Source organism: Streptomyces sp. S07_1.15 (genome assembly GCF_020739505.1).
GTDB lineage: Bacteria > Actinomycetota > Actinomycetes > Streptomycetales > Streptomycetaceae > Streptomyces > Streptomyces xinghaiensis.
Genome location: NZ_JAJBZK010000001.1, coordinates 5,454,264 through 5,480,960, shown reverse-complemented (window position 1 = coordinate 5,480,960; position 26,697 = coordinate 5,454,264). Strand labels below are relative to the sequence as shown.

Genomic DNA, 26,697 nt, shown 5'->3' with positions numbered 1-26,697 from the left:
ATCGCTCCCACGCGAGGGAGGGGACCCACCGTGACGGCATATGTCTGCCCGGAGTGCGGGGCGGCACGGCAGCGGGACGGCCGGCCCGGCTGCGCGTGCGCGGCCCGGGCGGCCGCCGCCGCCGAGGATTTTGACCCGCTGCGCATCCGGCCGTACGTGGAACTGCGCGAACCGGCGCCGGCCTCCGGGGAACCCCCGGCCGCGGGTCCCGCCGCCGCGCCGGACACCCCGGCGCCCGGCTCACCGGCGGAGAACTCCGCGGCGGCCCGGGAACCGGACGGCGCCCCGGACCCGGGGTCCGGCCGGACCGCGGACCGGTCCGCCGGCGGGATCTCCGGACCGGACCCCGCCGCCGCCTCCGCCGCGCCGTCCGCCTCCTCTCCGGAATCCGGGCCCGGTCCGGCCGCGGTTCCCGGGTCCGGGACCGGCTGGGACACGCTGTTCCACTCCCCGCCCGCCGGTCCGGCACCGGGGAACACCGGCGGGCCCGACGGCACCGGTGGCCCGGCCGGAGCGGGCCCGCCCGGTGACGCCCCCGGGACCGGCCGGTCCGCGCCGGGCTCCGCCGCCTCCGCCGGTACGGGCGCGGAACAGCCCGCCGACCCGGCGGCCCCGACCACCGCGCTCCCCCGGCTCGACGCCACCGGCCACCCGGCGGGCCCGGACCGGCCGGATCACTCCGGAGCCGGCCCGGGTGCCGCACCGGAGACCGGCGGCCCGGCCGGGGAGGACGGCGCCCCGGACGCCACCCGCGCCCTCTCCCCGCTCACCCCTGCGGCCGGCGCGGCCGGCGCGGCCCAGGGCGGGGACTCCCACCCCCGCGCCGAGGACCTGGGGCTCTTCCACGACGAGGCCTTCGCGGACCGCGACCCGGAGGACCCCGGCCGCCCCGGACCGGGCCGGACCGGGCGCCGCCGCCGTACGGCCGTGATCGCCGGGGCGGCCGCGGCGGTGGTCGCCGTCTGCGCCGGGGTCCTCGGCACCGGGCTGCTGGGCGGCGACAAGGAGGACCGCGCGGCACCGAACGAGAACAGCCTCACGCCCACGGCCGTGCTCCCCACCGACGGAAACGGCCCGTCGGCGAGCACCTCGGCCTCGCCCTCGGCCTCCGCCTCGGCCAACGGCGGCTCCCCGTCGGCCTCGGCCACGGGCTCGTCCCCGTCCGCGAGCCCTTCGGGGACAGCGGGTTCGGCGGCGCCGGACGGCACCCCGGAACCCACCCGGGCGTCGGGTTCCGTCTCGGACGCCCCGGACGAGCCGGGCGACGGGTCCGGATCCGGCTCGGGCTCCGGACAGGACGCTCCGCCGGTCCTGCAGAAGGGGATGTCGGGACCGGAGGTCCTGGAGATGCAGCAGCGCCTCAACCAGGTGGGCCTGTTCAGCACGGTGGACGAGGACGGCAGCTACGACGACCAGGACGAGCGGGCGATCGCCAACTACCAGAACTGGAACGGCGTCGAGGGCGACCCGAGCGGCGTCTACGGACCGGCCACCCGCCGCTCCCTGGAGGGGCGCACCGAGGAGCCGTAGGAAGGACCCCGCACGGGCCCGAAGAAGTCCCGTCCGGCCCGTTTCGCGGCCTATGCCCCCCGGGGGAAGCGCCCCGATGGGGACCTGTCCGTTCCCCTTCACACCGCTGTCTGCATAATCGCTCCCACTGCGATGAGGGGATCCATCAGGTGACGGCACATCTCTGCCCGGTCTGCGGGCTGGAGCGGACACAGGCCGACGGCCTCGGCTGCGACTGCGCGGGGCGGGCGGCCTCCGCGGCCGGGGGCACCGCCCCGCCGCCCCATGAGCCGTCGACCGGTCCGTCGCCCCGTCCGGCCGGCGGGTTCCCGTCCGGAACCGCGGTCTCCGGGGAACCCCGGGACGGAGACGGACAGGGCCGGCGCGGTCCGGAGGAGGGTGGCAGCGGATTCCCGCCGTACGGCCCGGCCGCTCCGGCCGCGGAGCCGGACCCGGCATCCGCGGACAGCCCGGCGCGCATGAACACCGACGCCCACCCGGCCCCGGGGCTTCCCCAGGACCACCCGGACCGGGACCACGACCGGGACCGGGACGGGGGAGGGAGTGACGGCGCCACGGTGCCCCTCCGCCCCCTCCACCCGGCGGCCTCACTGGTGGCCCTGCCGGAGTCCCCGGCCTCCGGCCCCCGCGAGGAGGATCTGGGCCTCTTCGGCACCACCCCCGCCGCACCGGAGGCGCCGGCCGGGCACGGACGCCGGGACCCCCACGGACCGGGGTATCCACGGGCCGACCGGCGGGCGGACCGCCGGCAGCGCCGCCGTCGCACCGCGGCCGTCACGGCCACCGCCGCGGCGGTGGCCGCCGTCTGCGCCGGTGTCCTGGCCGTCGGCCTGTCCGGCAGCAGCGAGGAGAGCGACCGCGCACTGCCGGACGAGACGCCCCGGGCTCCCACCGCCGTCCTGCCCACCGGCGACGCCTGGACGGGCAGCGGCCGGCCCTCGGCCTCGGCCACCGGCCCCGCGTCCGCCACACCGACCCGGTCCCCGTCCGCCGCGAAGTCCTCGTCCGGGAAGCCGGAAGCCGACCGGACGGCGGACGAGGGCGCCGAGACTCTGGACGAGACGCCCGGGCCCCAACCGGCACCGGTCCTCAGCAAGGGGATGTCCGGAGCGGAGGTCCTGGAGATGCAGAAGCGGCTGAACCAGCTCGGCCGCTCGCTGAAGGTGGAGGAGGACGGCCAGTACAACGGGAACGAGGTCCGGGCCATCAGCCGCTACCAGAACATGTTCGGCGTCGAGGGCGACCCGCAGGGCGTCTACGGCCCGGCGACCCGCAGCTCCCTGGAGAGCCGCACCCAGGGGTAGGGGTGCGGCGGGACGGGCCGCCCGCTCCCGCTCGCTCGCGCCCGCCGACCGCTCCCGCTCGCCCGACGGCCCGCTCGCCGGACGGCCCGCTCGACGGACGGCCCGCTCGACGTACGGCGGACGCCCACTCCCGGCCCGCGCCGGCCGGCCGGGGAGCCGCCGGCACCTCACGCACTCCACCTCCACCTCCGCCACAGCACCGGCCGGAGACGGCCGCCCCACCCCCGTCCCGGCCCGTCCCGCTCCGCGCCGCCCCGTCCCCGTCCGCCGCGAAACGCGGCACGGTACGGCACCGGCCACCGGCCCCCGGTCGCGGCCCATCACCCAGCCGGAGCGCCCGCCCCTGCCTGCCGAGCACCGGCCGCCACCAGCGGATTCACATCCGTTTCCCGGTGGGTCTGGCGTCTTGGCCCCATGTTTTGTATGGTTGTGGAACAAAGTGGTTCCGCCCGTGTTCCCTGACCGGCGGGCGGAGCCGCCTTGTCCTCCGGTTCCCGGTTCCCCTTTTCCCGGTTCTCCGGTCTCCGGTTCCCCCATCGCACGCCCCGCGTCCAGGAGCAGCCCATGACGGCCATCCCCGCCGCGCCCCTCTCCGCCCGCGCCGTCCTCCTCGACATGGACGGCACCCTCGTCAACTCCGACGCGGTGGTCGAGCGGTGCTGGCGGCAGTGGGCGGCGGAGCAGGGTCTCGACGGCGACCACGTCATGCGGCATGCGCACGGCCGGCAGGGCCACGCCACGATGGCGCTGCTCCTTCCGGACCGTCCGGCGGCCCTCAACCACGCGGACAACCGCCGGATGCTCGACCGGGAGACCACCGACATGGACGGGGTCGTCCCGGTGCCCGGCGCCGCCGCCCTGATGGCGGCGCTCCGCGGACTGCCGCACGCTCTGGTCACCTCCGCCGACAGCGGGCTGGCCACCGCCCGGATGGCGGCCGCCGGGCTGCTGTCGCCGCCGGTGCGCGTCACCGCCGAGTGCGTGGGCGCGAGCAAGCCGGACCCGGAGGGCTTCCTCAAGGCCGCCGCCGAACTGGGCTTCGACGCCGAGGACTGTGTGGCCTTCGAGGACTCCGAGGTGGGCATCGCCGCGGCCCGCGCGGCCGGGATGCGGGTGGTCGGCGTCGGCGCCCGCGCGGCCGCCTGCGGGCCCACCGTCCATGTGCCGGACCTGGAGCCGGTCCGGATCACCCGGGACGCCACCGGGCTGGTCCTGGCCTTCGGCGGCTGACCCCCGGCCGTCCCGCCGGCGGCACGGATCACCCGCCCGGCCGCCGGCGGCCACGGGCCGTCAGCCCGTCGCGGCCTCGTACAGGCTGAACGCCGCGAGCGCGAGCATGACCGTCGCCGCGACCTTGGTGATCAGCCGCAGCGGCACGTACTTCATCAGGGTGCGGCCGCCGAGGATGCCGATGCCCGCCACCGTCCACAGCGCCAGTACCGCGCCGATGCCGACCGACAGCGGGTCGTCGTAGCGGGCGGCCAGGTTGGCGGTCATGATCTGGGTGAGGTCGCCGAACTCGGCGGCCAGGATCAGCGTGAAGCCGGCGCCGGAGACCTTCCAGAAGCTCTGGCCGCCCGGCTCGGCGCTCTTCTCCTCGTCCTCGTCACCGCCCTTCTTGAAGAGCAGGACCGCGGCCCCCACGAGGAAGAGCACGCCCACCACGGCCTGCACGATCCGCTGCGGCAGCAGCGTGAGCACACTGCCGGCGGCGACGGCGAGCACCACATGGACGAGGAAGGCGGCGGCGACGCCCGCGAAGACGTACGAGGCGCGGTAGCGGGTGCCGAGCAGGAGACCGGCGAGCGCGGTCTTGTCGGGCAGTTCGGCGAGGAACACGACGCCGAAGACGAGTGCGATGGTGCCGATGCTGAGCACAGCGGTGTTTCCCTCTGTCGATCGGTTGCCTGGGCTGCCCGACCGATGACCTGGCTGTGTTTCAGGGGTCGCTTCGGCCCGGCAGCGTCTGGACACTGCGGCCGAAGGTCTCGCTGGGCGGGCCGCGCGCCACCGCGCACCGCCTGCCTCCGGGCGCCGGCCCGGCCGCGAGAGGCGGCCGAGCAGTATGTCGACGGTCCGGCGAAGAGCTACTCCCCTTCAGACGCGTTCAGCCTACGCGACGCTCCGCCGGCTCCCCGTCCCGGTGCAGGAGTCCGCGGGCGACCAGCTCCAGCACCAGGGCCACCGCCACCACCTGCACCGCCACCAGCGCGACCAGGACGAACAGCTGTACGGCCCCGGCCATGACGGGTGACGCCCCGCCGAGCAGCATGCCGACGAACGCGCCCGGCAGCGTGACCAGGCCCACCGTCCGCGTCTGGTCCAGCCCCGGCAGCAGGGCGTCGGAGGCGGCGGGCCGGGCGATCTCCAGCCGGGCCTCGCGCACGAGCAGCCCCAGCGCCATCCCGGCCTCCACCTCCCCGTGGCGGGTGTGCAGTTCGTCGAGGGCCCGCCGGCCCGCGAGCACCGTGGCGGTCAGCGCGCCGCCGATGAGGATGCCGCTGACGGGGATCAGGGCGATGCCCTTGAGCGGGACGAGCCCGGTGACGAGCAGCACGGCGACCACCGGCACCACCCCGGCACCGATCGGCAGGGCGGCCCGCCACCAGGTGCGGTTGCGGGTCACCCGGCGGCCCGCCGTCCAGACCGCCACCCCGAACATCAGCGCGACGAAGCCGAGCAGCAGGGGCACCGCGCGGACCACCCAGCCGATGAGGTACGAGACGGCGGCGAGCTGCACCGCGGCCCGCAGCCCCGCGGTGACGACGGCACGGGCGTAGCCGCGGCCGTCCGGGCCGGCGAGCCGGGCGAGGGCCGCGACGGCGGCGGCCGCGAGGAGCAGGGCGGCGAGGACGATCCCCAGCACGGGGTTGACGGGGAGCAGGGCGTCGGCGGCGGTGAGCACGCGGCCACCCTAGGACGGGCCCGCGCCCCGCTCGCACGGGTGTGCCCCTGTTCGTCCACCCGACCGCCGGGTATGGACACGTCAAACCCTTGATCTGACGTGCTCATGTCGTCAATCTGTAACCCGGCGCCCCACCCCAGGACATCTGGCGGCGGCAGCCTGTGGCCGATCCCCACCGGCCAACATCCCCCCATCCCCAGGGAGTTCCCATGCCCCGTACCCACTCCGCCCCCGCCCCGCGCTCCACGGTCTACGCGCGTCGCGCCGGGCTGGCCGCCGGGCTCACCGCCCTGCTCGGCACGATGCTGCTCAGCGGTCCGTCCGCGCAGGCGGCGCCCCCCACCCCGCCGAGCGCCTCCACCGCCCGCAGCTACCTCTCCCAGCTGACGGTCAGGGCGGAAGGTTCCAGCAGCGGCTACAGCCGCGACCTGTTCCCGCACTGGAGCACCCAGAGCGGCAGCTGCAACACCCGCGAGGTCGTGCTCGAGCGCGACGGCACCAACGTCGAGCAGAACAGCTCCTGCGCGGCGGTCAGCGGCACCTGGCGCTCCCCGTACGACGGCGGCGTGTGGACGGCCGCCTCCGACGTCGACATCGACCACGTCGTACCGCTCGCCGAGGCCTGGCGCTCCGGCGCCTCCTCCTGGACCACCAGCAAGCGCCAGGGCTTCGCCAACGACCTCACCCGCGCCCAGCTCATAGCCGTCACGGACAATGTGAACCAGTCCAAGGGGGACAAGGACCCGGCGGAGTGGATGCCGCCGAGCAGCGGCTACCACTGCATGTACGCCCGCATGTGGGTCCAGGTGAAGCACTACTACGCCCTCTCGGTCGACTCCGCCGAGAAGTCGGCGCTCAGCGGCGTCCTGAACGGCTGCTGACCCGCCCGGCACCCAAGAGCCCGCAGGCGGGCGGGGGTTGGACGGGGACGGGGCCGGCCGGGGACCCCGCCGGACCCGAGCCGGCCGCCGGGCCGGACCACCCGCCGCCCCCGGCACTCCCCGCTTCCCTCCGTCGTTCCGTACCGTTGCGGGACGACGGAGGGAGGCGATCACCATGACCGGACTGCGGCTGGGCCCGCTTCTGCGGTACGTGGACGAACACAGCGCCACGGTCTGGGTCGAGACGGACGGCCCGTGCGAGGCGGAGGTCCGCTGCGCCGGCGGGGCGGAGGACGCGCGTGGTGCGGGCGGCCCGCCCGGCACGGGCGGCGCACCCCTCGCGGGAGCGGCCGCACCCGGTGGCACGGCACCCCCGGCGGCCCCCGGCGGCACGGCCCGGAGCTGGCGGGTCGGCGGCCACCACTACGCGCTGGTGACCGTCACCGGCCTGGCCCCGGAGAGCACCACCCCGTACCGGGTGCTGCTCGACGGCCGCCAGGTCTGGCCCCCGCCCGGCGGCGGCGAGCCCGCCCCGGTCATCCGCACCCTTCCGCGTCCCGGCACCGACGGCGCGGACGGCGCCCCCCTGCGCGTCTCCTTCGGCTCCTGCCGCTGGGCCGCCCCGCCGTCCACCACCGCCGGCGCCGGTCTGGGCCCGGACGCGCTGGACACCCTCTCCCTCCGGCTGACCGCCGATCCGCACGCCGAACGCCCGGACGTCCTGCTGCTCCTGGGCGACCAGGTGTACGCGGACGAGACCTCCGAGGCGACCCGGCGGTGGATCGCGGAACGGCGCGGCCTGGAGGAGCCGCCGGGCGACCAGGTCGCGGACTACGAGGAGTACACCCGCCTCTACGACGAATCCTGGTCCGACCCCGAGCTGCGCAGGCTGCTGGCCACCGTCCCCAGCTGCATGATCTTCGACGACCACGACGTCATAGACGACTGGAACACCAGCGAGGCCTGGCTGGCGGAGATGGAGACCACCGGCTGGTGGCGCGAGCGGGTGCTGTCCGGACTGATGTCCTACTGGGTCTACCAGCACCTGGGGAACCTCTCCCCCGCCGAACTGGCGGCCGACCCGCTCTTCACCGCCGTACGGGAGGCACCCGACGGCACCGCGCTCGTACGGGAGTTCGCGGCCGCCGCCTACGCCGACCCCACCCACGTCCGCTGGAGCTACCGCCGCGACTTCGGCCGGACCCGGCTCCTGATGGTCGACACCCGCGCCGCCCGCGTCCTGCCCGAGCAGCGGCGCGCGATGCTCGGCAAGAGCGAGTCCGACTGGCTGCGCGAACAGGCGCTGGCCGACCCCGGCTCGCGCGACCATCTGCTGATCGGCACCTCGCTGCCCTGGCTGCTGCCGCCCGCCATCCACGACACCGAGCAGTGGAACGCGGCCCTGTGCGGCGGGGAGCGCGGCTCCCGATGGGCCCGCTGGGGCGAGAAGGTGCGGCAGGGCGCGGACCTGGAGCACTGGGCCGCGTTCCCGGCCTCCTTCGACGCGCTGACCGAGCTGGTCGCCGGCGCGGGCAGCGGCCCGGAGGCGCCGGCCACGGTCTGCGTCCTCTCGGGCGACGTCCACCACGCGTACATCGCCGAACCGCGGTGGCCGGAGCCGGGCGGTGCGGGCGGAGCCGGGCCGGACGGAGCGGTCCGGCCCTCGGCCCGGGTGTTCCAGCTGACCTGCTCCCCGCTGCACAACAGCGTCCCAGCGGCGATCAAGCTCGGCTTCCGCTTCGGCTGGAGCCGCGCGGGCCGCCTGCTGGGGCGCGTCCTGGCCCGGCACGGGCGGGTCCGGCGGTCGCCGGTGAGCTGGCGGAAGGCCGGCGGACCGTGGTTCGGCAACCAGCTGATGACCCTGACGCTGCGCGGCCGCGAGGCCGCTCTGACGCTCCACCGCGCCGAGCCCGACGGCGCCGGGGGCGCCCGGCTGGCCACGGTCCTGGACCGCCGGATGACCGGCCCGGACGGCGGCGGTGCCGGCCGGTGGTGAGCCGCCCCGGCCGGACCGGCTCACCGCCGGCCGGCCGGGCCACGGCCCCCCGCGCCTCCTCAGCGCTGCGCGGCGAACGGCACCGTGAAGCAGGCCAGCCGGGCACCGGCGGTACCGGCCGCGCCGTCCTCCGTCGCCGTGGTGTGCTCGTGCAGCACCACGGAACGGGCCTCGCCGGGCCGGAAGTTCCAGTCCTGCCGGGCCTCCGCCGTGCCGTCGCCGGAGCCGCCGGCGGTGAAGTCCAGCCACACCTCGTTGTCCGGGTTGGCGTACCGGGGGTCGGTGGACGGCTGTTCGGGGTCCCGGCGGTGCTGGTAGTGCGGCCCGGAGGAGTCCGGTTCGGCGCCGCAGGGCCGGGTGTGCACATGTGCTCCGTACGCGCGTCCGGGCTCGAGCCCGCTCACCCGGAGCCGCACCGTCGTCCCCTCCGGGTCCGTCCACTGGCGCACGCCGATCCGGGCCCCGGGCGGCACGGCTTCCGTGTCGTAGGTGACCGCGTTCAGCAGGCCGTGCGGGGGCACCGGCGCGAACGACGAAGCCGCGCTGACCCGGGAGGACCAGGGGGCGTCCGGGGGTGTCCGCTCCCCGCGCGCCCCGGAGGGGTGGCCGTTCCGGGCGGCGGCGGAGCCGTCCTCCGGCGGGCGGGGGCCGAGCACGTCGCGGAGCCAGTGGCCCAGCGGCCCGTCGTCGCCGGCGGTATGGCTTCCGTCACTCCGCTCCGGGTCCGGCTCCGCCGCGCCGGCCGGCCCCACGAACGGCAGGCCGCCGGTCAGGGCCAGCACCAGGACGAGCAGGACGGCCGGGGCGGCACTGCCGCCGGCCGCCGCCCGGGTGCGCCACCCGCTCCAACGGGCCGCCGTACGCCTGCTCTTCACCGATGTCACCGCGTTCATCGCACTCCTCGTCCACACGCCGTTCTGCGGTTCCGGGGTCTCCGGGGTCTCCGGGGTCTCCGGGGTCTCCGGGGTCTCCGGGCGACCATCCCTTCCCGGCCGCACCGGCGCTCCGTGCCCGCCGTACGGATGTTCCGCGCCCGGATCCGGCGCGCGAGCCCCGGAGACCGGCCCGCCCGCCCCGGGCGTACGCTGTACGGCGGTACATGACCGCTTCTGCCGCACCCCCGCGACGCGCGGTCGGGGGTTCGGATGGGAGAAGCCGTGCTGGAGGATCTGGGGTCGCTGACGGCGGCCCCGTGCATCTACGTCATCGTCGTGGTGTCGGTGCTGCTCGACGTCTTCCTGCCCGTGCTGCCGAGCGGGGTCCTGGTGATCGCGGCGGCCACCGCGGCGGCGGGCGCGGGTGCGGCCGACGCCGTCGACGCCGCCACCGGTGCGGCCGGCCCCGCCGCGGGCGGTGTGCCCGACCTCCTGGTGCTCGCCCTCTGCGCCGCGACCGCCTCCGTCCTCGGCGACCTGGCCGCGTACCGGCTGGCCCGGCGCGGCGGTGAGCGGTTCGACCGTGCCATCGCCCGGTCCCGCCGGCTCTCCACCGCGCAGGACCGGCTGGGCACCGCGCTGGTCCGGGGCGGCGGCCCGCTGGTGCTGCTCGCCCGCTTCGCGCCCGCGGGCCGGTCGGTGGTGAGCCTGGGCGCGGGCGCCGCGCACCGCGCGGTCCGCGAGTTCCTGCCGTGGTCCGCGCTGGCGGGCTTGATGTGGGCGGGCTACGGCGTGAGCCTCGGCTATGTCGGCGGGCAGTGGCTGGGCGCTTCCTGGTTCGGCGCCGCCGTCTCGGTGCTGGCCCTCCTCGCGGCGGGCTCGGCGGCCGCGTACGCCCTCCGGCGCCCTGCCCGCCGGGGCGGGCCGCGGCCGGACGCGGTGGCGTAGCCCGGGAGGGGCTCTCCCACGCCCCGGTTCGCACGCCGCCCCCACGGCCCGGTGCGCACGGCCGCTCCACCGCCCGGTGGGGCCCGGCCCTCACCCGTCCGGCCGCTCCTCCGTACGGCCAGTCGTTCGTACGGCCACTCGTTCGCCGCGCCCGGATCGCCGGGTCCCGGCGGGGCTTCTAGCCTTCCCCGAGGAGAGCGCGGGCCTCCGGCCGCACACGGCGGGCCCGGAGCCCGCCGTGGACGTGGAGGAGGACCCGCCCATGCGCAGCACACGCCTCGCCGCGCCGGCCGCCCTGGCCGCCGCCGTCCTGAGCGCGGCTCCGCTCACGGTGGCGGAGCCGTTCACCCCCGCCGCGGCCGCCGCCTCGGACGACGCCCCGCCGGGCCCCGCCGTCGAGACGGAGCCGTCCACCATCGCGCCGGGCGGCACGCTGCGCCTGCGGGCCACCGGGTGCGACAGCCGTACCGGCACGGCCTCGTCCCCGGCCTTCGGGCGCATCAGGCTGGAACCGGGCGATCTGAAGGCCGGTCATCTGTTCGGGAGCGCCACGGTCCATCTCCACGCCGGGACCGGCGAGCACCAGGTGAGCGTCCGGTGCGGCGGCCCCGAGGGCCGCTCGGCCGCCACCCGCGTCACCGTCTCGCGGGAGGCGGTGGAGGCCGGAGCGGGCGGCTTCCGCGGGACGGTGACGGCGGCGGGCGGCGCCCTGCTGGCGGCCGCGGCGCTCGGCCTGTATCTGCGCCGCCGCGCCCGTACGGCCCCGGGCCGCTGAACCCCGTACGGGGCCGCCCGCCTCCGTACCGGCCGATCCGTACGGGCCGTGGGCCGCCGGCCGGACACGCCCGGCGCCCCGCCCGCACGGGCCGGGCCCGGGGCGGTGCCGGGGGCCGTCAGCCGGTGGCGCGATCCCGCTTCCCGGCGGACGCCGTCTTCTTCGCCGCCCCGGACGTGCTCCGCCGCCCGCCGGACTCCTTCGCCGCCGATCCGCTCTTCTTCGCCGCCGTGCTCTTCCGGCTCCCGCCGCTCTTCTTGCCCGCCTTGCCCGCCCCTTCCTCCTCCGCTCCCCCGCGCTTGGCGGTGCTCTTCCGCGCCGCGGTCTTCCCGGCCGCCGCCTTCCCCGCGCCCTTGCCGGCGCCCTTGCCGGACCGCAGCTCCCGGACGCCGCCCTCCGCCCCTCCGCCCTCCTTCGCGCCGGCCGCGCCGCCGCCCTTCCCCCCGCCGCCTCCGCCCTCCCCGCCGGCCGCCGCGCCCTGCTCGCCGCGCCCCTCCCGTGCCGCGCGGACGCTGTTCTCCAGCGCGGCCATCAGGTCGATGACCTTGCCCCCGGCCTCCACCCGCTCCCGCGCCTCCTCCGGTTCGACGCCCTCCAGCTTGGCGGCGACCAGCGCCTCGACGGCTTCCCGGTACTCGTCGTGCAGTTCCTCGGGATCCAGGTCGCCGAGGGTCTCCATCAGAGTGTCGGCGAGGTCGAGTTCCGCGTCGCGGATGCCGACCTCGGTGTCGGGCGCGACCCCGGTCGCGGGCCGGATCTCGTCCGGCCAGAGCATGGTGTGCAGGGCGAGGGCGTCGTCGACGACCCGCAGCATCGCCAGGGTCTCGCGGCCGCGGAGGGCCAGTTTGGCGATGGCCACCTTCTCGCTGCGGTTCAGCGCCTCACGGAGCAGGACGTACGGCTTCACCGCGCCGCCGCCGTCGGCGCCGAGGTAGTACGAGCGGTCGAGCTGGAGGGGGTCCACGGTGTCGGCCGGCACGAAGGCGAGGATTTCGATGGTGCGGGCGGTGGGCAGCGGCAGCGCGGAGAGGTCCTCGTCGCTGAGCGGCACGGTCGTCCCGTCGGCGGCCTCGAAGGCCTTGGTGATCTCCTCCGTGGGGACTTCCTCCTCGTCCAGCTCGCAGACCTTGCGGTAGCGGATGCGCCCGCCGTCGGCCGCGTGGACCTGGCGGAATGAGACCGAGTGGTTCTCCGTCGCCCCGAAGACCTTGACCGGGATGCTGACCAGGCCGAAGGAAATGGAACCCTTCCAGATGGATCGCACGATTCACACCTTTCGTGCCTTCATGTGATGATCCATGCTATGTCGATCATCGCGGAGGTGGAGGGGCGGCGGCTGGCGCTCAGCAATCTGGAGAAGGTCCTCTATCCGAGCGGTTTCACCAAGGGTGAGGTCCTGCACTACTACGCCGCCGTCGCGCCGGCGCTCCTGCCCCACCTGCACGACCGCCCGCTGTCCCTGCTGCGCTATCCGGACGGCGCGGGGGGCGAGCACTTCTTCGCCAAGAACGTTCCGCCCGGTGCCCCCGCCTGGGTGAAGACGGCCGAGGTCCCGCGCTCGGAGGACAAGTGGGCGCGGCAGATCCTGGTGCAGGACCTGCCGACGCTGGTCTGGGTGGCGAACCTCGTCACCGAGCTGCACACCCCGCAGTGGAAGGCCGCGGAGCCCGCCCTCGCCGACCGGCTCGTCCTCGATCTCGACCCCGGCAGCCCGGCGACGGTCGTCGAGTGCTGCGTCGTCGCGGACTGGCTGCGCGAGCGGCTGGCCGGGGACGGCCTGGGCGCCCACGCCAAGACGAGCGGTTCCAAGGGGCTGCACCTGCTCGTCCCGCTGCACCCTCCCGCGCCCTCGCGCGAGGTCACCTCCTACGCCAAGGCCCTCGCGGTGGAGGCCACGCGGGCGATGCCGGGGCTGGTCACCCATCGGATGTCCCGCTCGCTGCGGCCGGGGAAGGTCTTCGTCGACTTCAGCCAGAACGCGGCCGCCAAGACCACCGCCGCGCCGTACACGCTGCGGGCCCGCGACACCCCGACCGTCTCGGCGCCGGTGGAGTGGGCGGAGGTCCGGGCCTGCTCGGAGCCGGAGCAGCTCACCTTCCGCGCCGGTGACCTGCCGGGGCGGCTGGAGGGGCACGGGGACCTGCTGGCCGGGCTCCTCGACCCGGAACGCGGCCACCCGCTGCCGGACCTGCGGGCGCCATGAGCGACCCCGGAGCGGAACCGGCGCGGGGCCCGGGCGCCGGGGACGGGCGCGGGCCCGGCCCGGCGCCCGGGGACGCCGACGCGGAGAGCGCCGGCGGCGGCCGGCCGGACCCCGGCCCCGGCGGCCGGCCCGCCCGGGCCGTGCTGCGCCCGCCGGTGGAGGTGGCACTGGCCCGGCCGGTGGAGCGGCTGCCCCGCGGCACCGGTCTCGCGTACGAACCCAAGTTCGACGGCCACCGGGTCGTCCTGCTCCGCGACCCGGACCGCGTCCTCCTCCAGGCGCGCTCCGGCCGGATCGTCACCGACGCCTTCCCCGATCTGGTGACGGCGGCCGAGGCGCTGCCCGCCGGGACGGTGCTGGACGGCGAGGTCGTCGTCTGGACGGAGGGGCGCACCGACTTCGCCGCCGTGCAGAAGCGCGCCATGGCCCGCCGCGGCCGGGCCGCCGAGCTCGCCCGGCGGCTCCCCGCCTCGTACGCGGCCTTCGACCTGCTGGCCACCGGCACCACGGACCTCCGGCCGCTGCCGTACCGGCGGCGGCGCGCCGCGCTGACCGGGCTGCTGGCCCCGGTCGGCCCGCCCGTCCAGGCCGTGCCGATGACGACCGACGAGGAGGTGGCCTCGCTCTGGTACGAGACGCTGACCGCGAACGGGATCGAGGGCCTGGTCGTCAAACGGCTCGACGGGCCCTACCGCGGCGGCCGGCGCGACTGGCGCAAGCTGCGGCACTCCGACACCCGGGACGCGGTGGTCGCCGGGGTGACGGGTTCCCGCACGCATCCGCGCGCCCTGGCGGTGGTCCTGCCCGGCGACGACACCCCCGTCCTCACCTCCCCGCTGGCCCCGGCGGCCCGCGCGCAACTCGCCGGGGCCCTCGCGGGTCTGCCGCCGGGCGGGGAGCCGGCGGCGGCCGGGGCCGTGACCACGGACGGAACGCCGTATCTGCCCGTGCCGCCGGTGCTGACGGTGGAGGTGCGGCAGAGCTCGACCCGCCATCCCCTGACAACGGTCAGCCGGCTGCGCCTGCCGGAGTGACGGCCGGTCACCGCGGCCCCCGTCAAGGCCCGTTACCGGCCAATTACCGGCGTTTTGCCCGGAGGGCGTTTCCGCACCACCGCATCACGGGCATCACCACTGAGCCAACACGCCGAGACTCTCGAAGTCCGTTGATATTACCGATAGTTGGCTACCTTCTCTGTTCCCGGCACGTGCCGCCCCCACGGCGTGCCCTCTTCCATCCAGCAGTCCAAGGGATGCCCCATGGCCACACCCCTCTCCGCGAGCCGGCTCCTCGCAGCGATCAAGGCCGAAGGCTGCAAGGTCGTCGAGTACAAGAGCTGGCGCACCCACAACCGCAACCACAAGGGTCCCTGGGGGCCGGTGTACGGCGTGATGATCCACCACACCGTCACCTCCGGCACCGACTCGTCCGTGGCTCTCTGCTACAACGGGCACAGTTCGCTGCCCGGACCGCTCTGCCACACCGTGGGCGCCAAGAACGGCACGCTCTACATGGTGGGCAACGGCCGCGCGAACCACGCCGGTTCGGGCGACGACGACGTCCTGCGCGCCGTCATCGACGAGCGGGCCCTGCCGGCCGACAACGAGGCCAACACCGACGGCAACCGCCACTTCTACGGCATCGAGCTGATCAACCTCGGCAACGGCCGCGACCCCTGGCCCGAACCCCAGCTCGACGCCGCGGCCCGCTGGGCCGCCGCCATCTGCCGCGCGCACGGCTGGAACGAACGCTCCGTCATCGGGCACCTGGAGTGGCAGCCGGGGAAGGTCGATCCGCGCGGCTTCACCATGAGCACTTTCCGGTCCCGCGTGAAAGCCCTGCTCTCACGCCCGCCCGGCCAGGACAACACCGCCCCGGAGGACGACGTGCCGCTCTACCTCAGTCTCGGTATGCACAAGGAATTCACCATGGTTCCCGGAACCTGGTACTCGGTGGCCTGGGACCAGGAGTGGTCGGACCCGCTCAAGCACCACGCCGCGGGCGGCCGCACCTTCGCGACCAACTGCCAGTACAACGGCGTGGCCTCGATACGGGTCCGCGGCCTCACCCCGGGCCGGGAACTCCAGGCCCGCATCGTCGAGGACAACACCTCCGGCGACACCGTGCAGACCCACCCCATCGGTGAGACGGCCGGCACCGCCGGCAGCACCTTCCTCGCCTTCCCCTTCTCGGGCAAGGCGCGCAAGGACCGCAAGATAAAACTCCAGATCGCGCACTACGGCGAGGAGCCGGTGACGGTCGAGAAGAGCTATCTCAAGGCCCAGGTCTGGCCGAACTGACCACGCCTTCCCCGCCCTCGAACGGGTGGCCGGGGCGGGGAAAGCCGGGGGTGGCGGCCGGGGACCGGACCCGGCCGCCGCCCCCGGCGCTGTCTCCGGGCCCACTCCCGGGCCGTCCCGCCACGCCGGAGGGCCACCGGGACGAACATACATACCGAAAAACCCCTATCCGGGCTCTATCCGGACCATGTGCCCCCTAAGCCAGGAAAAGGATGGTTAGCCTCTATCCACCCCATCCGGTTCGCCGGATGACATCACTGGAGGAAGAGGAGACCATGCGCAAACTGCAGAAGGCCGCCATCGTCATGGCCATGCTGGGGACGGTCGGGATCTTCGGGACCGGCACCGCCACGGCCCAGTCGGACATGCAGTCCGACCGCGGCCAGATCCGCTACGAGCAGAGCTACGACCAGGAGAGCTACACCGAGCACCGCGGCCGGGGCCGGGGTCACGGCCACGGCCGCGGACACGGCCGCTGGGGCCACGGCCGCGGGCACGGCCACGGCCACTGGGACCGCGGCCGCGGGCACCACCGCGGCCACTGGGGCCACGGCCGCGGCCACAACCGCGGACACGGCCACTGGGGCCACGGCCGCCGGTGACCACGGACGGACGCCGGATCCGGCCCCGACTCCGCGCCCGGCACCCGTCCCGCTCCACCCGCACCGGTCCGACGTCCTCCGGCCGGCGGCCCTGAAAGCCCCCGGCTGATCACCTCCACCGTCGTCGGACCGCGCCGGAGACCCCCTGCCACTCCCGTTGGCAGGGGGTCTTCGCGTGCCGGCCGGCCCTCCGTCAGCCCTTGACCACGCCCAGCGGCACCAGACGGGCGACGAGCCGGGCGAGGCCGGCGCCCTCCGTGACGTCCGCGACCACGTCCACGTCCTTGTACGCCTCCGGGGTCTCCTCGGCCAGCCCCCGCCAGGAGGACGGCCGGACGGCCACACCCTTCGACTCCAGGTCGGCGCGCAACCGCTCGCCGCGGACGGCGCGCAGCGCCTGATGGCGGCTCATCACCCGGCCCGCGCCGTGGCAGGCGGAGTGGAAGGCGTCATTGCCGGGCAGGCCGGTCATGACATACGAGGCGGTGCCCATGGTGCCGGGGACGAGCACGGGCTGCCCCGCCCCCGCGAGGTCCTCCGGCAGGTCCGGGTCGCCCGGCGGCAGGGCCCGGGTCGCGCCCTTGCGGTGGACGCAGAGCCGGCGTGGCCGGCCGTCCACCTCGTGCGTCTCGACCTTGGCCATGTTGTGCGAGATGTCATACACCAGGTCGAGACCGGTCCCGAGGGCGGTGGTGAAGGCCCGGCGGGCCGCCTCGGAGAGCAACTGCCGGTTGGCGCGCCCGTAGTTGGCGGCGGCCGCCATGGCGCCCAGATAGTTGCGGCCCGGGGCCGAGTCGACCGGGGCGCAGGCGAGCTGACGGTCGGGCAGCTCGATGCCGTAGCGGTGCAGCGCCTGGTCCATCACCTTGACATGATCGGTGCACACCTGGTGGCCCAGTCCGCGCGAACCGCAGTGGATCATGACGCAGACCTGGTCCGGCCGCAGCCCGAAGACCGCCGCCGCCTCCGGATCGTAGAGGTGGTCGACCGCCTGGACCTCCAGGAAGTGGTTGCCGGACCCCAGACTGCCCACCTGCCCCAGCCCCCGCTCCACGGCCCGCCGGCTGACCTCGCCGGGCGCGGCGCCCTCCAGCGCCCCGGAGTCCTCGCAGCGTTCCAGGTCCCGGGGCACCCCGTGGCCGTGCTCGACGGCGTACCGGGCGCCGCCCACCAGCAGGTCGTCCATCGCGTCCGGGCCGGGCAGCTCCCACAGACCGCCGCGTCCCATGCCGCGCGGGACGGTGCGGCCGAGGATGTCCATCAGCCGCTCGAAACCGCCGGGGTCCAGCTCCGCGCGGGTCGTCCCGGCGGCCAGCAGCCGCACCCCGCAGGAGATGTCGAAGCCGACGCCACCTGGCGAGACGACACCGCCCTCGTCGATGTCGGTGGCGGCGACCCCGCCGATCGGGAAGCCGTACCCCCAGTGCACATCGGGCATCGCGTACGAGGCGCGGACGACGCCGGGCAGGGTCGCCACGTTCGCGACCTGCTCCAGGGCCTTGTCACCGGCCGCCTGCGGCAGCAGCTCGCGCGAGGCGAAGACCACTCCCGGCACGCGCATCGCCTCCCGCTCCTCGATCCGGAAGCGGTACGGGGTCTCCTCCGTCAGTACGATCTCCACATCCTCACCTCCGGTCCGCGGGGGCGGCCGTATGACGGCCCCCGTTCCCCCGCCCCTGCGGCCGTCCCGTATCCGGACGGGGCCGGACGCGGCTCCGGGCGGGCCTCAGACGTCGAGGGTCACCGCGCAGGCCCATCCCCCGGAGTCACCGCGCAGCCGGAGGTCATGCAGCGAGACGGCCTTGGGTACGGCACCGATCAGCGGAGTGCGGGAGGCGTCGGCCATCCGGCAGCGGACGGTGGCGGCCCGGCCGCCTTCCACGCCCCGGACCGGGCCGACCACGGTCTCCAGGGGGATCTCGCCGTAGGCGTCCAAGCGGTAGACGGCCTCATCGAGGACGGCGACCAGCAGGTCCTCGTCGGTCGCCGCCGTGACCTCGAACGTGCGCTCGGCCACCGCCACGGCCCCGGAGATGTCCGCGAAGCTCTCGACGGCTGCGCGTACCGCCTCGGCGATGCACCGCTCGGCCGTCTCCGCCCATGCCTCCAGCCGCAGATCGGCGGTGTGCGGCACGGTCCGGTGGCCGCTGCCGCGCGGCCGTCCGCCGGCCTCCGTCCGGTCCACGCCACCGCCTCTCCGCGACGTCCCGCGCACGGCCGGGCGCCGGCGCGCCTCCGCGCCCTTCCGTCCAGGCTCACCCGGCGCCGCGCCGACGGCAACCGGGCGTGGGACCCGGCGCGGGAAGCGCGGAGGGTCTCCCCGGCCCCGGCGCCCGCCGCGGCCCCGGCGGCCGGGACCGCGGGGCGCCCGGCCCCGGAGATGCGGACGGCCACCGTTCCGTCACGACCGGCAGTTTCCCCCGCCCGGCACGCCCGGTTGATTGAGTGGTTGCCGCCCATGGGCCGTACCCATAACGGCGGGCCCCGCTTCCGGGCCGGCCCGCCGTGCCACTACCGGGCTTCGCATGGAAGGACCTTCGGGTTGCCGCTCTCTCGTCAGCTTCCGACAACGGACAACGCCACCAAGGAGGACGGCCCGGCGCCGGACGACTCCCGGGAGCGCACACCGGACGACACCACGACCACGGACCGGAGCACTGCCACGGACCGGGACACCGCCACGGGCCACGGGGACACCTCGGCCGGCGGTACGGACGAGCGGGCCGATACCGGCGCCGGCCCGGATGACGCCCCGGCAGCCGCCGGTACGGCGGCGGACGGCACCGGCGCCGGGGAGAAGCCTCCCGGAGACGACACCGCCCCCGCGGGCGAGCGCTCCCGCGCAGGCGACGGAGCGGACCACGGACCGGAACAGCCGTCCGCCGAAGAGGAGTCCGCTCCGGCCGGGCGGCCCGCCGGGACCGAAAACCCCGCCGCCGGGACCGGAACCGTCGATCCCGCGGACGAGCCCGCCCCGGCCCGCACCCCGGACGGCCCCGCGGCCGGCGGCGACGACGGCACCGCAGTCGGCGCCCCCGGGGGCAGCCGCCCCGCCGGAACCCCCGGGCGCCGCGGGCGCCGCGACCCGCGCGGCCGGTGGCGGGCCGAACACCCCGCCGCGGCAAGGGTCCTGACGTACGGGGCGACGGCCCTGGCCGTCCTGTTCGTCTTCGCCGCGCTCGTCATGCCGAACGGACTCAGCCGCTTCACCCCCTTCGCCTTCACACGCGTCCCCGGTGAGGCGGTCGTCGCCGCCGCCGTCCTGCTCTTCCTGCCGCCGAGGCCCCGGCGGTGGGTCGCGGCGCTCTCCGGGGCGGGCCTCGGGCTGCTGCTCGTCCTGAAGTTCGTCGACATCGGCTTCTACGCGGTGCTGAGCCGGCCGTTCGACCTGGTGCTCGACTGGATCCTCTTCGAGGACGGCCACTCCTTCCTCGAAGCCACGATCGGCGGGACCGGCGCCACCGCGGCCGTGATCGGCGCGGTGACCCTGGCCGCCGCCGTGCCCGTGCTGATGACGCTGGCGGTGATCCGGCTGAGCGAGATCCTGGCCCGGCACCGCACGACGGCCACCCGCACCACCTTCGTCGTCGCCATCGTCTGGATCACCTGCTCCGCGATCGGCCTCCGGATCGGCAGCACGCCGGTGGCCTCCAGCGCCGCGGCGAAGCTCGTCAAGGACCGGGTGAACCGGGTGGAGGCGGGCATCAAGGACGAACGCAAGTTCGCCCGGGTGGCCGCCGTCGACGACTTCGGCGACACCCCGCCCGACGAGCTGCTGACCGCCCTGCGCGGCAAGGACGTCCTCTTCGCCTTCATCGAGAGCTACGGCCGGGTGGCGATCGACGAGAACCCGGAGATGTCGCGGCTCATGAGCGCGGCCCTCGCGGAGGACACCGACCGGCTGGACAAGGCCGGGTTCTCCTCCCGGAGCGGCTTCCTCCGCTCCCCCACGACCGGCGCCGGCAGCTGGCTGGCCCACTCCACCCTCTGGTCGGGCCTCTGGGTCGACAACCAGCGGCGGTACCGCACCGTGACGGCGAGCGACCGCCTCACCCTCACCGGCGCCTTCCAGCGCTCCGGCGCCTGGCGGACGGTCGGCATGATGCCGGGCGTCACCCGGGCCTGGCCGGAGGGCAAGTTCTACGACTTCGACGCCGTCTACGACTCGAAGGAACTCGGCTACCGGGGGCCGAAGTTCAGCTGGTCGCCGGTACCCGACCAGTACACCCTGTCCGCCTTCGAGCGGCTGGAGCGCGCCAAGCGGGACCGTGATCCGCTGATGGCGGGGATCATCCTCGCCACCAGCCACAACCCCTGGGCCCCCATCCCGCGGATGATCGGCTGGGACGAGGTCGGCAACGGCTCCGTTTACCACGCCATGAAGGAGGAGGGGAAGGACCCGGAGGAGGTCTGGAAGGACCCCGAGCAGGTGCGCACCGAGTACCGGCGCGCCGTCGAGTACTCAATGGACAGCCTGGTCTCGTACCTGGAGGAGTACGGCGACGAGGACACCGTGCTCGTCGTCCTCGGCGACCACCAGCCCGTCCCGACCGTCGCCGGTGACGGGGCCAGCCGGGACGTACCGGTCTCGATCGTCGCCCACGACGAGGCCGTGCTGGACCGGATCTCCGACTGGGAGTGGGACGAGGGCCTGAAGCCCGGCCCGGACGCCCCGGTCTGGCGGATGGACACCTTCCGCGACCGCTTCCTGACGGCGTACGGCCCGGAGGCCGAGGCCCCGTCCGCGTCGGAGCCGGAATCGAACGCCGACGCGGAATCGGACGCGGGCAAGAACGCGGACCCGGACAAGGCGGCGAAGCGGTGACCGCCGGCCGGTGAACACCGGCCCGCACCGGCAGAGGGTGAGCCCCGGACCCGACGGCCCGGGGCTCATCCCTGCCGTCCGGACATCACGCGCACGAACGCCGTCGAGCCAGGACGCGGGGTCTCAACTGGGCTGCCTATACAGCTGGTTGGGATATGTCAATCCACCCCGGGGTCCCGTTTTGATCATCTTGGGGTAGGACGCGCACGGTCCCCCACCCGACTACCGTCCTCTTTGGAATATCCGTTCGAACGGGGAGGGTGCATGACCAGCACTCTGAAGAAGTTCGGGACCACCGCGTCGGCGATGGGACTGCTGGCCGCCGGCGTGACCTTCGGCCTCGCGCCGTCCGCGCAGGCCGCCGCCGGGCCGTCCGGCTGCAGCGCCTACGTGTCGCACACCAACGACCACGTGGCCGTGGGCTGGTGCAGCTCGGGCAACGGCACCTGGAACGTCCAGGCGTACTGCGGCGGCCCGGGCGGCGCCAGGGGCCCCTACAAGGGCACCCCCGGCTACCGCACGCGGGGTGTGGAGAAGGCTGCGACGCTCAACTGCGGCTCCTCCGGCTACCCGTACAACCTGAAGGTCGTCGACAAGAAGGCCTGACCGGAGCAGCGCACGCACGGGGGCGGCTGCCCCGGCCCGTCGAAGGGACCGGGGCAGCCGCCCCTCCGGCGCTCCGCGGCCGGCTCAGACGCTCTCCGCCGCCGTTCCCCGGATCACCACGGCCCGGGCGTCGTGGGCGTCCCGGACGTCCCGGACCCGGAACCGCCACAGCGTCCCGATGTCCCGGCCGAACGACCACACCAGCAGCGCCAGCGCCCCCAGCACCGTCCCGAAGGCGACCGGGTGCGGGAGGAGTCCGGAGCCCGCCGCGAGCAGCGCCACGCCCTGCAGCGCGGCCACCGTCTTCCGCGCCATGCTCGGCGGCAGCGGACCGTTCAGCCACGGCATCACCCGGGCCGCCGCGACGAAGCCGTAGCGCATGGCGCCGATCAGCAGCACCCAGCCACCCAGGGCCATGGCGTCATAGAGGCTGAGCACCAGGATCAGGAAGGCGTCGGCCTCCATGTCGAAGCGGGCCCCGAGGGGGGAGGCCGTTCCGGTGCGCCGGGCCACCTGCCCGTCCACCGCGTCCAGGCTCAGCGCCACCGCGGTGAGCGCGACCAGCGTCCCCACCGGCACCGGCCCGGTGAAGGAGTCAGCGACGAGCGCGGTCACCCCTCCGACGAGCGTCGTACGGGCCAGGGTGACGGCGTTGGCCGGCCCGAACGGCCTGGGCGGCCAGGACCGGTGCAGGGCGCGGGTGAGCAGGGCCCAGGTGCCGACCGTGAACGCCAGGCCCGTCAGCCACCCCGCGAGCCCCAGTCCGACGACCGTGTCGAGAAGGACCAGCAGAAAGATCTGCGCGCCCGCCCCCGCGGTCGTCTCCTGGCGCAGGAGCCTCGTTTCGCATAGGTCGCTCAGGGCCACCGCGCATCCTCCCGCTGTGTGTCTTGTCGGCTGTGTGCTTGTGCGTGTGCTGTGCGTGTGCTGTGTTCCGTGTCCGCCGCCGGTCCGCGTGCCGCTCCCGGCGCTGTGCCGGTGCGGAGGTGCGGACCGGTCCCGGCCGGGTCCGGCCGGGAGGTGACGCTGTGACAGAGTCGGACCGCCGCGTACCGTGTGCGGCCTCGCGTTCAATAACGTGAGCCAGCAGCCCAGCGTTCACCAGGAGGACGCCGATGCCGCGCACCGCCCGCGCCTTCTGGCTCAACTCGCCCGGCCACGGGGAGATACGGGACGTCACCCTGCCCGAGCCGGCCGACGGCGACGTCGTCGTGCGCGCGCTGTACTCGGGCGTCAGCCGCGGCACGGAGAGCCTCGTCTTCCGCGGCGGTGTGCCGGAGAGCCAGCACACCGCGATGCGGGCGCCCTTCCAGGAGGGCGCGTTCCCCGCTCCCGTCAAGTACGGCTATCTCAGCGTCGGCCTCGTCGAGGAGGGGCCGGAGCACCTGCTCGGCCGTACGGTCTTCTGCCTCTACCCGCACCAGAGCCGGTACGTCGTCCCGGCGAGCGCCGTGACCCCGGTGCCGGACACGGTCCCCGCCGCCCGCGCCGTGCTGGCCGGCACGGTGGAGACAGCGGTGAACGCCCTGTGGGACGCGGCGCCGCTGGTCGGCGACCGGATCGCCGTCATCGGGGCCGGCATGGTCGGCTGCTCCGTCGCCGCCCTGCTCGCCCGCTTCCCGGGCGTCCGCGTCCAGCTCGTCGACGCCGATCCGTCCCGCGCCGCCGTCGCCGAGGCGCTGGGCGCCGGGTTCGCCCTCCCGGAGGACGCGCTGGGCGACTGCGACCTCGTCGTCCACGCCAGCGCGAGCGAGGCCGGGCTCGCGCGGGCGCTGGAACTGCTCGCCCCGGAGGGCACGGTCCTGGAGCTGAGCTGGTACGGCGACCGGCGGGTCGCCCTGCCGCTCGGCGAGGCCTTCCACTCCCGCCGGCTGACCGTGCGCGCCAGCCAGGTGGGCACGGTCTCCCCCGCCCGCGCCTCCCGCCGCGGCTACGCCGACCGGCTCGCGCTCTCCCTCGGCCTCCTCGCCGACCCCGCCCTCGACGCCCTCGTCTCCGGCGAATGCGCCTTCGAGGAACTGCCGGCCACGCTCGCCCGGATCGCCTCCGGCGACCTCCCCGGGCTGTGCCACCGCGTCCGGTACGACCCGCCCGCGTGAGCCGCCCCGCGTGAGCCGTTCCCCGCGTCACCGGCCGCACGCGGCACCACCGCCGCCGGGCAGCGCGCCGGAATTCTCCGCGGCCCGGGCTTTGAACAGGAGTTACGCTCCGGCCGTACTGCATGGCACGGCCCGGCAGCGGGCCGCACAGCCCGAGACCTGGAGGTCGGTCGTTGTTCAGCGTCACCGTCCGTGAGCACCTGATGATCGCTCACAGCTTCCGCGGCGAGGTCTTCGGACCCGCGCAGCGTCTGCACGGCGCGACGTTCCTCGTGGACGCCACCTTCCGCCGTACGGACCTGGACGCCGACAACATCGTCGTCGACATAGGCCTGGCCACCAGTGAACTGGGCGCCGTGGTCGGGGAGTTCAACTACCGCAATCTCGACGAGGTGCCCGAGTTCGCCGGCGTCAACACCTCGACGGAGTACCTGGCCAAGGTCATCGCCGACCGGCTGGCCGGCAAGGTGCACGCCGGGGCCCTGGGCGAGGGCGCCCGCGGCCTGAGCGGCATCTCCGTCACCCTGCACGAATCCCACATCGCCTGGGCGAGTTACGAGCGGACGCTGTGAACGGGGCCGCCACCACCACCCTGCCCCCGCGCTCGGTGCACGTGGTGATGCCCGGAGACGTGGCCGACCCGTCCGCGCCCAGCGGCGGCAACGTGTACGACCTCCGTGTCTGCCGCGATCTGCCCCGCCTCGGCTGGCAGGTCCACCCGCACGCCGTCGACGGCGGCTGGCCGCGGCCGGGCCCCGGCGCGCGCGCCGAACTGGCCCGCGTCCTGCGGGAGCCGGCGGACGGCAGCCTCGTCCTGCTCGACGGGCTGGTCGCCTGCGCCGTGCCCGAGATCGTCGTCCCGGAGGCCGAACGGCTGCGCCTCGCCGTGCTGCTGCACCTGCCGCTGGGCGACGAGACCGGGCTCGACCCGGCGACGGCCGCCGAACTGGACGCCGCCGAGCGGGAGACCCTCCGGGCCGTGCCGGCCGTCGTCGCCACCAGCCAGTGGGCCGCCGGCCGGCTGGTGGAGCAGCACGGGCTCGCGCCCGCCCGGGTCCACGCCGCCGCGCCCGGGGCGGACATCGCCCCGCTGGCGCCGGGCACGGACGACGGCCCGCGCGGACACGGCGCCGGGGGAGCGGACGGTGCCGGGAGCGGCGCGGACACGGGCGCCCCGCGCCTGCTGTGCGTCGCCTCGGTGACCCCGCGCAAGGGCCAGCACCGGCTCGTCGAGGCCCTGGCCGGCGTCACCGACCTGCCGTGGAGCTGCCATCTCGTCGGCGGCCTGGACCACGACCCCGCCTATGTGACCCGGCTGCGGAAGCTGATCGCCGAACTCGGCCTCGGCGACCGGGTCCGGCTCACCGGCCCCCGCACCGGCGCCGCCCTGGACGCCAGTTACGCCGCCGCCGACCTGTTCGTGCTGACCTCGTACGCCGAGACGTACGGCATGGCGGTGACCGAGGCGCTCGGGCGCGGCGTCCCCGTCCTGGCGACGGCCGTCGGCGGCGTCCCGGAGGCCGTCGGCCACACGCCCGACGGCTGCCGGCCCGGTGCCCTCGTACCGCCGGACGAACCCGCGGTGCTCACCGCCGCCCTGCGGCGCTGGCTCTCCGAGCCGGACGTGCGCGACCGGTGGCGGACGGCCGCGCGGCGCCGGCGCGATGCCCTGGCCGGCTGGGAGACGACCGCGCGGAACCTGGCCGCGGTGCTGGAGGAGCTCCGGCTCCGTACGGAACTCCGGAGGACCCATGCCTGCTGAGACCGAGCCCGCGACCCTGCGCGACACCGCGGCGGACGGCCCGGCCGCGGGCGGAGGCCCGTCCGGGCACCCGGCCGTGACGAGCCCGGCCGGTACCGGGAGCCTCGACGGCGCCGGGCCCGACGCCGCGGCCGGGGACGGGGCGCCCCGCTACGCCCCCGAGTGGCTGGCCCTGCGGGAGGGCGCCGACGCCGCCGCCCGCGCGCCGCGGCTGCTCGGCCCGCTGGTCCGGCACTGGGCGGACGGGCGGGACAGGGAGGAGGAGCGGCCGCAGCGCCCCGGACGTCCGGGGCGGCAGGGCCCGCTGGTGATCCGCGACCTCGGCTGCGGCACCGGCTCCATGAGCCGCTGGCTCGCACCCCGGCTGTCCGGACCGCAGCACTGGATCCTCCACGACCACGACCCGGAGCTGCTGGAGCTGGCCGCCGAGCGGATGCCCCGCACGGCCGCCGACGGCAGCCCCGTCACGGTGGAGACCGAACAGGGGGACGCGACGCTCCTGACCGCCGACGTCCTCGCCGGCACCTCGCTCGTCACCGCTTCCGCCCTGCTCGACCTGCTGACCCGCGAGGAGGTGGACGCGCTCGCCGCGTCCTGCGCCGCCGCCGGCTGCCCGGCACTGCTGGTGCTGTCGGTCGCCGGACGGGTCGAACTCTCCCCGGCCGACCCGCTGGACGGCGAGATCGCCGACGCCTTCAACGCCCACCAGCGCCGGGCCGTGGACGGCCGCCGGCTCCTCGGCCCCGACGCCGTCACGGAGGCCGCCGAAGCGTTCACGCGCCACGGTCTGACCGTGCGGACCGAGGCCAGCCCGTGGCGGCTGGGCCCCGGCGGCCCCGCAGGCCCCGCCGGCCCCGCCGGTGGTGGGCCGGGGCTGGCCGCGGAGTGGCTGCGCGGCTGGGTGGGTGCCGCCGTCGCACAGTGCCCGGAGCTGACGGAGCCCGCGGAGACGTATCTGCGGCGCCGGCTGGAGTCGTGCGCGGCCGGCGAGCTGCGGGCGGTCGTCCACCACAGCGACCTGCTGGCCCTTCCCGCTCCCCCGGCGGGCGGTACGCCGTGATCCCGCACGCGCTCCGGAACCGCCTC

General features: G+C 75.7%; 24 protein-coding genes. 17 read left to right on the top strand and 7 right to left on the bottom strand.

Translation table 11 applies throughout. The annotated features are described in order from the left end of the window. Window positions 1-30: 30 nt before the first annotated feature. The 3 genes from LIX60_RS31815 (at window position 31) to LIX60_RS23485 (ending at window position 4,064) form a co-directional block, all read left to right on the top strand. A complete protein-coding gene (locus LIX60_RS31815; RefSeq protein ID WP_227960319.1) occupies window positions 31-1,530 on the top strand; it encodes a peptidoglycan-binding protein in 1,500 nt (499 codons plus the stop codon). Between the two features lie 458 nt (window positions 1,531-1,988). Continuing rightward, entirely contained in the window at window positions 1,989-2,834 is an 846-nt protein-coding gene (locus LIX60_RS23490) for a peptidoglycan-binding domain-containing protein (RefSeq protein ID WP_227960317.1), read from the top strand. 564 nt (window positions 2,835-3,398) lie between these two features. Beyond that, the gene (locus tag LIX60_RS23485; RefSeq protein ID WP_227960316.1) at window positions 3,399-4,064 is read left to right on the top strand and encodes an HAD-IA family hydrolase; all 666 of its coding nucleotides are present in this window, start codon (window positions 3,399-3,401) and stop codon (window positions 4,062-4,064) included. A gap of 60 nt (window positions 4,065-4,124) precedes the next feature. Here the strand turns inward: LIX60_RS23485 and LIX60_RS23480 are convergent, their stop codons facing one another. Next, entirely contained in the window at window positions 4,125-4,712 is a 588-nt protein-coding gene (locus LIX60_RS23480) for a TMEM165/GDT1 family protein (RefSeq protein ID WP_227960314.1), read from the bottom strand. A 229-nt stretch (window positions 4,713-4,941) separates the two neighbouring features. Then, window positions 4,942-5,739, bottom strand: coding sequence for an ABC transporter permease (locus tag LIX60_RS23475; RefSeq protein ID WP_227960312.1), 798 nt, complete (start codon window positions 5,737-5,739; stop codon window positions 4,942-4,944). A gap of 209 nt (window positions 5,740-5,948) precedes the next feature. On the opposite strand from LIX60_RS23475, the gene LIX60_RS23470 reads away from it, so the two are divergent. Together LIX60_RS23470 and LIX60_RS23465 are read left to right on the top strand one after the other, a co-directional pair. After that, on the top strand, window positions 5,949-6,620 hold the full coding sequence (locus LIX60_RS23470; protein ID WP_374117899.1) for an HNH endonuclease family protein: 672 nt from the start codon (window positions 5,949-5,951) through the stop codon (window positions 6,618-6,620). A gap of 175 nt (window positions 6,621-6,795) precedes the next feature. Beyond that, window positions 6,796-8,616, top strand: coding sequence for an alkaline phosphatase D family protein (locus LIX60_RS23465; protein WP_227960311.1), 1,821 nt, complete (start codon window positions 6,796-6,798; stop codon window positions 8,614-8,616). A gap of 59 nt (window positions 8,617-8,675) precedes the next feature. On the opposite strand, the gene LIX60_RS23460 is transcribed toward LIX60_RS23465, so the two are convergent. Next, on the bottom strand, window positions 8,676-9,509 hold the full coding sequence (locus LIX60_RS23460; protein ID WP_227960309.1) for a superoxide dismutase family protein: 834 nt from the start codon (window positions 9,507-9,509) through the stop codon (window positions 8,676-8,678). A 264-nt stretch (window positions 9,510-9,773) separates the two neighbouring features. Here LIX60_RS23460 and LIX60_RS23455 point away from each other — a divergent pair, with 264 nt between their 5' ends. Both LIX60_RS23455 and LIX60_RS23450 read left to right on the top strand, forming a co-directional pair. After that, the gene (locus LIX60_RS23455; protein WP_227960308.1) at window positions 9,774-10,439 is read left to right on the top strand and encodes a DedA family protein; all 666 of its coding nucleotides are present in this window, start codon (window positions 9,774-9,776) and stop codon (window positions 10,437-10,439) included. Window positions 10,440-10,701: 262 nt separating this feature from the next. Then, entirely contained in the window at window positions 10,702-11,214 is a 513-nt protein-coding gene (locus tag LIX60_RS23450) for a hypothetical protein (protein ID WP_227960306.1), read from the top strand. 118 nt (window positions 11,215-11,332) lie between these two features. Here the strand turns inward: LIX60_RS23450 and LIX60_RS23445 are convergent, their stop codons facing one another. Next, entirely contained in the window at window positions 11,333-12,478 is a 1,146-nt protein-coding gene (locus tag LIX60_RS23445; RefSeq protein WP_227960304.1) for a Ku protein, read from the bottom strand. Window positions 12,479-12,517: 39 nt separating this feature from the next. On the opposite strand from LIX60_RS23445, the gene ligD reads away from it, so the two are divergent. The 4 genes from ligD (at window position 12,518) to LIX60_RS23425 (ending at window position 16,319) form a co-directional block, all read left to right on the top strand. Continuing rightward, a complete protein-coding gene (gene ligD, locus LIX60_RS23440; protein ID WP_227960301.1) occupies window positions 12,518-13,417 on the top strand; it encodes a non-homologous end-joining DNA ligase in 900 nt (299 codons plus the stop codon). Between the two features lie 155 nt (window positions 13,418-13,572). Beyond that, window positions 13,573-14,451 carry an ATP-dependent DNA ligase gene (locus tag LIX60_RS23435; protein ID WP_227962889.1) on the top strand — a complete coding sequence of 293 codons (879 nt, stop codon included), beginning with the start codon at window positions 13,573-13,575 and terminating at the stop codon, window positions 14,449-14,451. Between the two features lie 225 nt (window positions 14,452-14,676). Next, window positions 14,677-15,717, top strand: a complete 1,041-nt coding sequence (locus LIX60_RS23430) for an N-acetylmuramoyl-L-alanine amidase (protein ID WP_227960299.1) — start codon at window positions 14,677-14,679, stop codon at window positions 15,715-15,717. 248 nt (window positions 15,718-15,965) lie between these two features. After that, on the top strand, window positions 15,966-16,319 hold the full coding sequence (locus tag LIX60_RS23425; RefSeq protein WP_227960297.1) for a hypothetical protein: 354 nt from the start codon (window positions 15,966-15,968) through the stop codon (window positions 16,317-16,319). A gap of 193 nt (window positions 16,320-16,512) precedes the next feature. On the opposite strand, the gene LIX60_RS23420 is transcribed toward LIX60_RS23425, so the two are convergent. Together LIX60_RS23420 and LIX60_RS23415 are read right to left on the bottom strand one after the other, a co-directional pair. After that, a complete protein-coding gene (locus LIX60_RS23420) occupies window positions 16,513-17,940 on the bottom strand; it encodes an RtcB family protein (protein ID WP_308101754.1) in 1,428 nt (475 codons plus the stop codon). Window positions 17,941-18,045: 105 nt separating this feature from the next. Continuing rightward, window positions 18,046-18,504 carry an archease gene (locus tag LIX60_RS23415; protein ID WP_227960295.1) on the bottom strand — a complete coding sequence of 153 codons (459 nt, stop codon included), beginning with the start codon at window positions 18,502-18,504 and terminating at the stop codon, window positions 18,046-18,048. Window positions 18,505-18,861: 357 nt separating this feature from the next. Between LIX60_RS23415 and LIX60_RS23410 the strand changes: the two genes are divergently transcribed. Then, window positions 18,862-21,144, top strand: a complete 2,283-nt coding sequence (locus LIX60_RS23410) for a sulfatase (RefSeq protein ID WP_227960292.1) — start codon at window positions 18,862-18,864, stop codon at window positions 21,142-21,144. A gap of 264 nt (window positions 21,145-21,408) precedes the next feature. Next, a complete protein-coding gene (locus LIX60_RS23405; RefSeq protein WP_227960290.1) occupies window positions 21,409-21,750 on the top strand; it encodes a hypothetical protein in 342 nt (113 codons plus the stop codon). An 84-nt stretch (window positions 21,751-21,834) separates the two neighbouring features. On the opposite strand, the gene LIX60_RS23400 is transcribed toward LIX60_RS23405, so the two are convergent. Beyond that, window positions 21,835-22,617, bottom strand: a complete 783-nt coding sequence (locus LIX60_RS23400; protein WP_227960288.1) for a CDP-alcohol phosphatidyltransferase family protein — start codon at window positions 22,615-22,617, stop codon at window positions 21,835-21,837. Between the two features lie 248 nt (window positions 22,618-22,865). Here LIX60_RS23400 and LIX60_RS23395 point away from each other — a divergent pair, with 248 nt between their 5' ends. The 4 genes from LIX60_RS23395 to LIX60_RS23380 all read left to right on the top strand — a co-directional run bounded on the left by LIX60_RS23395 (window position 22,866) and on the right by LIX60_RS23380 (window position 26,671). Beyond that, entirely contained in the window at window positions 22,866-23,849 is a 984-nt protein-coding gene (locus LIX60_RS23395) for a zinc-binding alcohol dehydrogenase (RefSeq protein WP_227960285.1), read from the top strand. Between the two features lie 173 nt (window positions 23,850-24,022). Continuing rightward, the gene (locus LIX60_RS23390; RefSeq protein WP_227960283.1) at window positions 24,023-24,421 is read left to right on the top strand and encodes a 6-carboxytetrahydropterin synthase; all 399 of its coding nucleotides are present in this window, start codon (window positions 24,023-24,025) and stop codon (window positions 24,419-24,421) included. 47 nt (window positions 24,422-24,468) lie between these two features. Further along, on the top strand, window positions 24,469-25,611 hold the full coding sequence (locus LIX60_RS23385; RefSeq protein ID WP_227962887.1) for a glycosyltransferase family 4 protein: 1,143 nt from the start codon (window positions 24,469-24,471) through the stop codon (window positions 25,609-25,611). After that, the gene (locus LIX60_RS23380) at window positions 25,601-26,671 is read left to right on the top strand and encodes a class I SAM-dependent methyltransferase (protein ID WP_227960281.1); all 1,071 of its coding nucleotides are present in this window, start codon (window positions 25,601-25,603) and stop codon (window positions 26,669-26,671) included. Before LIX60_RS23385 ends, LIX60_RS23380 begins: the two co-directional genes overlap by 11 nt. The last annotated feature ends 26 nt before the right edge of the window (window positions 26,672-26,697 follow it).